We start from the raw sequence: 7,232 nt of genomic DNA on the forward strand, positions 1-7,232 counted from the left end.
ACTCTTAAATCAGTACTTGTTCTATAAAGAAAGTTAGTATAACTTTCTCCTTAACTTGTTGCATTTCATTTTATAATTTTCCAACGGAAAAAACGCTCTATAGCAATCACCCCCGCCATCAACTCCATGCACTTCCGTTATTCGTTATATGCAAAGGTTAGGTTATTTACCTTTAACAAAGGTACCGATATTCCTATAAATTCACTGTATACCCTGTTATTCTTATTTCAAGATACTTAATAATGTTAATAAAGGAGATGTAATATATGCATTCTATTAAAAGATATAAAAAGGTGGCAATTGTAGCTCCACTCGTTTGCTTATTGGGAACAGGACTAACATTTGTAAATAAACCGATACCGGCTGCCGCTGCAGTAACTACAAATTATTCTACAGCAGATTCTGTATCAGATTTTCACCCCATTAATAAATACACTTTAGCGGGAGATCTATACGAACGATATATGAGAGTTATGGACAGACACCCTGAATTAGTTGCTTTATATGGTCTGAAACCAGCTAATCAACAAGAGTTAAACAAAGACGACAAATTGACAGCTTTCTATGCTCAAATCATACGAGATCATAAGCAGACAACAGGAATCGCTATGGGACCACAAGACAAAATACTGAGTGGAATTACTCCATTTTTTGATTGGATTCCTGAATATTCCAATCTTTCTACTCAAAATGTAATTAACTTAGATAATCCAAAAGTGGATAATTATAAAGAAGATAATATTGAAGTAGCTAGTTATACTAATGACACAGAATTAGAACAAACTTTCGCGACTCCTTCAACAACAAAAAAAGTAACAGATTCTTTCACATATTCTAATTCAGAAGGTGGAAAACTAGGAGCTTCTGCCGCGACGACAGTTAGAGCGGGGATTCCACTAGCGCAAGCTCAAGAAACTCTTACAATATCATTTGAAGCAAATTATAATCATACGAGCTCAAATACATCTTCCACTGAAAAGACGGTTACATATCCATCTCAAACACTTAAGTGCCTACCAGGATATAAAACTTCTTTAATTATAAAATTATCTGAAGCAAATTTTTCTGGTACAATGAACTTTGATGTTGAGCCAGCTATGAATCAATTAATAGATGGTATAGAAAAAAATTGGCAAGATGCCCAGAAAATAACGGGAGACAAAAGCTTAGATCTCACAGTCCCAAATCGACAAGAATTTTTATATAATCTGTATAAGTATTCAGATTTACCAATTCCATCTTATGTTAAATTAGATGACGAAAAGAAAACCGTATCATTTGGAAAAGTTACATCCAAATATACAGGTGTAGCAGGTCATTTATCAGAAGCAACTGCAGCACAAGTAAAACTGGAACCACTTAATCCAGCAAAGAAACCAATTATCATGCCTTTAAAACAATATCAACAAAAGATTGAAAACCATGAATCCTTTTAAGTAACGAACAAGCCGCAAATTGCGGCTTGTTTTATTTGAAGAAATAATGGAAGAAATCGGAGTAGATATCATATATCAAGAAAAAGTATCAGATGCTACGCAAGATAGACCTGAACTTCAAAATATATTAGGTGAACTTAAAGAAGGAGACACCATTTATGTCACAGATTTGACTCGAATTACCCGAAGTACAAGAGACTTATTTGAATTAGTTAATTACATAAAGAGTAAACAAGCAAACTTAAAATCAATAAAAGATACTTGGTTAGACTTATCTGAGGAAAATCCATATAGTCATTTCTTAATGACAGTAATAGGAGGAGTAAATCAATTAGAATGAGGCTTAATCCGAATGCGCAAACGTGAAGGAATTAACCTTGCTAAAAAAGAGGGGAAATATCAAGGGCGAGTTCAAAAATATCATGAGAAATATGCAGGAATGAATTATACAATGAAGCTTTATGAAGAAGGAAATATGACAGTAAAATAGATTTGTGAAATTACGAGTGTATCCAGATCCTCTTTATATAGGAAGATACACGGCTCAAAATAAACGAATACATTATACTCTTTGAAAATACCCTTATTTTGGATATGTTATTGCGGACTAGAACAGCAACCCTGTCACTAGGCCTATTACTCTAATAAAGAATAAAACTAAAAATTCCTAAAGGTACGCGTTTATGTATAAATAACAAAATAACTATTTTCCTTTTTCTAATTAGCGCATACATGTTTAATTGTTATTTTGATACAGCCTCAGGCATGATTGGCTCAAAAAGAAGGAATCGAATTTATTTAGATAAAAACCGGGGCTTATGTGCTCATCTTATCTTACAAAAGTGTAAGGGAAATGTAATGTTAATCAATAGCAGTTCATCTCCAAAAAACGCAAAATAGATAATGGAAAAACAAACGTAGGAGGATATATATGACGAAACCAGTTGTAGACGTGAAAAACGTTCAAAAAGTATACGGTAAAAAAGGGGAGAACCAATCATATGCGTTAAAAGGTGTATCATTTTCAATTCAAGAGGGTGAGTTTGTTGGCATTATGGGACCATCTGGTTCTGGTAAAACGACGTTATTAAATGTAATTTCAACGCTTGATAAAGCGACAGGCGGCGTTGTTGAAATTGCAGGAACGGATATTACGAAAATGAAGCAAGCTGAGCTTATCTCAAGTAAGACAAACTTTATGTCGAGCTGGATTAAAGTCAAAAGTTGTCACGTATTATAAGAAAAGAAAGCAAGAACATCATACATTTCCAAATATATTAGAACGATCCTTTAAACCTGGTAAGAAAGACGTTCCAACTGTTGTATGTGATATCACAGAGTTTCGTTTAACGAATGGGCTGAAAGTATATTTTTGTGCCGCATTAGATATTAGCACCCGTCGGGTGCTTAGCTATTCGTTAGATACTCACCAAGATGCTCAATTAGTCAAAGATACAATTCAGCAAGTCAAAACTGTTTATGGGGGTAAAAAAAGGATTCTATTTCATAGTGATCCAGGATCTCAGTTTACCAGTTATACAGTTACTGATTTTTGTAATCAACAAAAGATTCAACAAAGTATGTCCCGAAAGGGGACGCCGTGATGGAATCGTTTTTTAGCATCTTTAAACGTGAATGTTTACATAGAGAAAAACTGATTTCTCTGGCTCAAGTTAATCAATTAGTGGCTGAATTTATTTATATGTATTATCATTCGGTTCGTATGCACATAAAAACCGTTATGTTTCAGTTTTTTGAACGCACAAAGTAGGGCAGGAGCCTTGTCTATTGTAAGAACTGTTGGTTCTCCAAAAGCTTTCACTAACCTTTTCATAAACATATAAGCGGCTTGATGATCCCTTGTTTTACGAAGTTGATATCCAAGGTGTATCCTTCTCGATCAATCGCACGATAAAGATAACACCACTCTCCTTTGATTTTGATGGAGGTTTCATCTAAATGCCATACGAAATGTGCTGATTTATTTTTCTTCTTCCAAATTTGATAAATCAAATTGCCATATTTATGCACCCAACGCATGATTGTTGTTGGGTGCACGGAAATTCCACGTTCTTTCAGGATTTCAGATACATCACGATAACTTAAAGAAAAACGACAATAATAGCCGACGGCTACCAAAATAATACCTTTCTTAAACTGTTTTCCTTTAAAATATTTCATGCATCATGCTCCTCGAATCATTTTTCTTACATTTTAATTTCACTTAGAAAACTTTGCAACAGAACCGTTTTATTTTATGTCCGTTTCCAACCCCCAATTTTTTTATTGTAGAATGATTAAAAGACGTGTACCATTGAATTTTCCATAATGATGCATTGGTAGGAAAGTGGGACACACATGCTTCATGTATTTAATTTCACGACTAAAATACCTCTTATATAGAATAATTTATCTTTATAATGTGTTCCAGGTTTACTTTATCACCTCAAGATATTTGAGCAAGGAGAAGAAATATATATGAAAACATGGATCAAACCTATTATTTGTGCAGGAATATTAGTAAGTGATGCAATGTCTGTAAGCGCTATGAATGTACAAGCAAGCGAAAATCAAATTGAGCAAAAGGATGCGGTGGGTTATCAATTGTATGCATCTATCCCATTAGAAAAGATAGGAAAGAGATATTATGAAGGTGACTTGTTTTTATTACAAATATCACCTACGATACAGAATCTTCTTAAGGGATCGGCTAACATCGATTCGGACGCGGACGGTCCAGTATTTATTGAAATACCCAGGGACATTGGAGTATTGTCTTTTAATCACATATTAAGGGGGACAATCAAAATTTTTATTCAAATACAAGAAATGGAGCCGTCAGGCTATGTGCTAAACGTCAAGGCAGAGTTTTATAATGAGAAAGGAGAATTGCACAAGTCTACCTTTTACGAGCAAATATACCAAAAGGAAGATAATGGAATCGGGGCGGATCCAAGTAATAAGCTCAGAAATATGTTAAGACTTGGTGGATAGAAATTGACCTTGTATTCTTTATAAATAAATACAATACTTGCAAAACATCCATTCAAATACTTTGCAAGTATTGAACAATATTGAGATTTAATGAGGTTACATGTATATAGCATTTACTATTTTAGGCGCTGCCATGATCGGTACAGAGTCTTATTTTATTGTGCTAAGGGAGTGATGACATAATTATGATTGGGTTAGTATGTATGTGTTTTACATTCTTTGTATCTTTTCCGATTGGTATATGTGTAGATACCAACAAACCAAATGACCATAATATCCCATTTGGGCACACCCTATTCGGAAATAAAAGGTTTTATGATGTGAAATTTGTCTGAATTAAAGTACTTTTTTGGATATAGACCGTCTAAAGAATAAGTTGTACTATCATTGATGGAGAAAAATGAATAAACTTAATGAAAAGGGTGTAAACATGAAAAAAATTTTAACCAGTGTACTAACTTTAGGAATGGCTGCAGCCTCACTTCCAGTAACGGCGTTAGCTGCGGATAATTCCGATCCTGTAACAAAAAGTGGAGAAAGATTGAAATATAATACGCCATACTATTTAAAAGATAAAAATTTACTTGATAACGGTGGAGTAACAGTTGAACCTCGAAAGCCTCTATTGGAACCTTGGACTCCTTATGATTATGTTCGGTTCTCTGATTCTTCAACTGATAATGGAGCACCTATTATTTTTGAGAATCAAGATAGAACAGACGGGTTCATAGGATCTGATGATAAGATAAGTATAAAATCAACGAAAACGAATTGGGAGGGATGTAAATATTGGACTCTTGGTGAAAACTCTGTTTATTTAAGTAATGATGATAAGGCAGATCATAGAATTTATGGATCGTCAGAAGATACTTCTATAGGAATAGGAATCCTTGATTTACCTACGTTCATTCCTGAGAGATTCGGTACTGGACATATGACTTGGGATTTTGTTGAATACAAAGGGGACTCTTGGATGAAACCTTATAGAACTGGCATGCGTAGTCCGAAACTTCCACCTTTAAATGACAGACAAACACCTTTTGAAGTGATTGAAGTTAGCGAATAAAAAACATTAAGAAGTAAAAAAGTCCCTTTATTTAAAGGTTTTTTTTATTACATATAATATGCTGTTATCCAAATGTGCGAAAGACATACCGAAACATTGGACAAAGTGACAAATATACTTTGTGATGGTGGGTACACGGGCACATCATTTGCACAATCGATAAAAGAAACAATTGATTGTTCGGTTGAAATCATCAAGCGCTCTGAACTTCATAAATTTGTTGTTTTTACCGAAACGCTGGATTGTGAACGAACACTTGAAAATAGTAGACAAAGTTGCTTATTGGCAGGTGTGGCGATTTTACTAAAAAGATTCTAGACAGGTTCTTACATTTTAATTTCACTTAGAAAACTTTGCACCAGAACCCAGTTGAGCGGGTTTTGTTTTAAATACGACCGTTTCGAATTCTTTTCTATATATCTTAGTTGGTAACTTAAGACGTGATAAATAATATCCTTGCTTATCTTGAATAGACTTAAAGTCTTGTAAACGAAAATATCCTAAGTCACGAATATATAGTTCATTCTTTTGTGCCATACCTGTTCGAGTCGCACCATACGCCTGATCACTTCGTTTTCCTGGTTCAATTTTCACATCAGAAAATTCTCCACTCAACAAGTCATACTCTAGTTGAATTTTCACACCAGCTTTATGACTACATCCTCCGGCACCAGGATAAGTAGATGCAAATCGATCCGGCACTTGAAATGTTGTAGAATCAAGGATAAGAATACGCTCAAAGTAAGCAGAAAGAGCATGAGAAATCTTAGATAATCCCCCAATTTTAGCTTGTAGAAGTGTAGTGAATACAGTTCGAAAGAAGGCTACAGAAGCCGAGTTAAATCGCCGATTAAGTCCCTCAGGACTTAATAAAATTCCTGTTGAAGTTTCTAATTGACTACAAAGTTGAGTAAGAGAGGTAGTAGCGATTTGTTGATTTAACCATACACACAAAGATAAAAAATGGTGCCCATGGCACTTGCGTTTTCGTTTCATTCCGCCTGCTTCTATAGCTAATTGATTAAGTGTAGCGGGAGACATATAGCGATATAACTCTTCGGCAAATAAAGACAGCTCTTGTTTTTGATGCATATTCATAAAAAGCACGTTACTATTCTCTTATTAACATAAGAGAATAGTAACGTGCTTTTAACTTCAAGAATGGTCTAAATCCTTAAGTTGATGAATGTGTGGTGGTACCCCTTGTATGTTTTGTAGTTGTAAACTTAATTCTTTTACTAACGGTGTCGTGTTGTAATTCGATTAACATCTTTGCAACAAACCCCCTGAGTATATAGCACGAATATTAATGTAGTAAGACTTCAAAGGTAACAAATTGTTTTAGTTGCTCTATTATATCTTGAAATTCATTTTTATGAAAGGATGCACAACGCCCCCTTACCTGAAAGACTTGCCCATTTACATATTGTGGTTCTAAATACGTAATCACGAATATATCCAAATTACTAACAGGAAAACAATAATAAATAACTTTTTTTCCCGCCCATGCTAATAGATAAAGTGTTTTTATTTTTTGTTTTGTTTCGTCATCTCCAAGGTATGGTGCGGTATCTAGGGTTGCCCCAATATAATCTTCCCTTTGTTGATGAAGAGATCGAAGTAATTCCTGATTTACATCCGTAAAAACAAATTGATGTTCTACTTTTTGAAATACGAAATACATGCTAGGATAACATTCTTCATATTCTTGGAATAACTTTTCTAAAAGTAAACGC

The 7,232-nt window shown here is 34.3% G+C and carries 7 protein-coding genes and 4 pseudogenes; 8 read left to right on the forward strand and 3 right to left on the reverse strand.

Annotated elements, in window-relative coordinates:
* Window positions 1–266: 266 nt before the first annotated feature.
* The 5 genes and pseudogenes from AB3X49_RS14975 (at window position 267) to AB3X49_RS14995 (ending at window position 3,207) form a co-directional block, all read left to right on the forward strand.
* The gene (locus AB3X49_RS14975) at window positions 267–1,436 is read left to right on the forward strand and encodes an ETX/MTX2 family pore-forming toxin (protein WP_367963064.1); all 1,170 of its coding nucleotides are present in this window, start codon (window positions 267–269) and stop codon (window positions 1,434–1,436) included.
* 46 nt (window positions 1,437–1,482) lie between these two features.
* Window positions 1,483–1,989 (forward strand): annotated as a pseudogene (locus AB3X49_RS14980) (recombinase family protein); the annotation flags it as partial.
* A gap of 378 nt (window positions 1,990–2,367) precedes the next feature.
* A pseudogene (locus AB3X49_RS14985) lies at window positions 2,368–2,613 on the forward strand (ATP-binding cassette domain-containing protein); the annotation flags it as partial.
* Between the two features lie 97 nt (window positions 2,614–2,710).
* Entirely contained in the window at window positions 2,711–3,040 is a 330-nt protein-coding gene (locus tag AB3X49_RS14990; protein WP_503413846.1) for a transposase, read from the forward strand.
* A complete protein-coding gene (locus tag AB3X49_RS14995; protein ID WP_367963066.1) occupies window positions 3,040–3,207 on the forward strand; it encodes an IS3 family transposase in 168 nt (55 codons plus the stop codon). Before AB3X49_RS14990 ends, AB3X49_RS14995 begins: the two co-directional genes overlap by 1 nt.
* Here the strand turns inward: AB3X49_RS14995 and AB3X49_RS15000 are convergent.
* Window positions 3,133–3,617: pseudogene (locus AB3X49_RS15000) on the reverse strand (IS6 family transposase); the annotation flags it as partial. The gene AB3X49_RS14995 and the pseudogene AB3X49_RS15000 overlap by 75 nt on opposite strands.
* A gap of 297 nt (window positions 3,618–3,914) precedes the next feature.
* Between AB3X49_RS15000 and AB3X49_RS15005 the strand changes: the two are divergent.
* The 3 genes from AB3X49_RS15005 (at window position 3,915) to AB3X49_RS15015 (ending at window position 5,814) form a co-directional block, all read left to right on the forward strand.
* Window positions 3,915–4,430, forward strand: coding sequence for a hypothetical protein (locus AB3X49_RS15005; RefSeq protein WP_367963068.1), 516 nt, complete (start codon window positions 3,915–3,917; stop codon window positions 4,428–4,430).
* A 400-nt stretch (window positions 4,431–4,830) separates the two neighbouring features.
* Window positions 4,831–5,496 (forward strand): Kunitz family serine protease inhibitor, encoded by a 666-nt coding sequence (locus AB3X49_RS15010; RefSeq protein WP_367963070.1) that lies wholly within the window; start codon window positions 4,831–4,833, stop codon window positions 5,494–5,496.
* 96 nt (window positions 5,497–5,592) lie between these two features.
* Window positions 5,593–5,814: a hypothetical protein gene (locus tag AB3X49_RS15015; protein ID WP_367963072.1), complete on the forward strand. Its 222-nt coding sequence runs from the start codon at window positions 5,593–5,595 to the stop codon at window positions 5,812–5,814.
* Between the two features lie 48 nt (window positions 5,815–5,862).
* Here AB3X49_RS15015 and AB3X49_RS15020 read toward each other — a convergent pair.
* Window positions 5,863–6,594, reverse strand: a pseudogene (locus tag AB3X49_RS15020) (IS4 family transposase); the annotation flags it as partial.
* Between the two features lie 208 nt (window positions 6,595–6,802).
* The coding region (locus AB3X49_RS15025) for a hypothetical protein (RefSeq protein ID WP_367963074.1) at window positions 6,803–7,232 on the reverse strand (430 nt) is incomplete at its 5' end.

This window comes from Bacillus sp. C30 (genome assembly GCF_040838255.1).
In the GTDB taxonomy this organism is placed as follows: Bacteria; Bacillota; Bacilli; order Bacillales; family Bacillaceae_G; genus Bacillus_A; species Bacillus_A mycoides.

Coding starts and splice junctions, on each gene's coding strand:
- AB3X49_RS14975 (WP_367963064.1), top strand. CDS start 267: ATGCATTCTATTAAAAGATATAAAAAGGTGGCAATTGTAGCTCCACTC.
- AB3X49_RS14995 (WP_367963066.1), top strand. CDS start 3,040: ATGGAATCGTTTTTTAGCATCTTTAAACGTGAATGTTTACATAGAGAA.
- AB3X49_RS15005 (WP_367963068.1), top strand. CDS start 3,915: ATGAAAACATGGATCAAACCTATTATTTGTGCAGGAATATTAGTAAGT.
- AB3X49_RS15010 (WP_367963070.1), top strand. CDS start 4,831: ATGAATAAACTTAATGAAAAGGGTGTAAACATGAAAAAAATTTTAACC.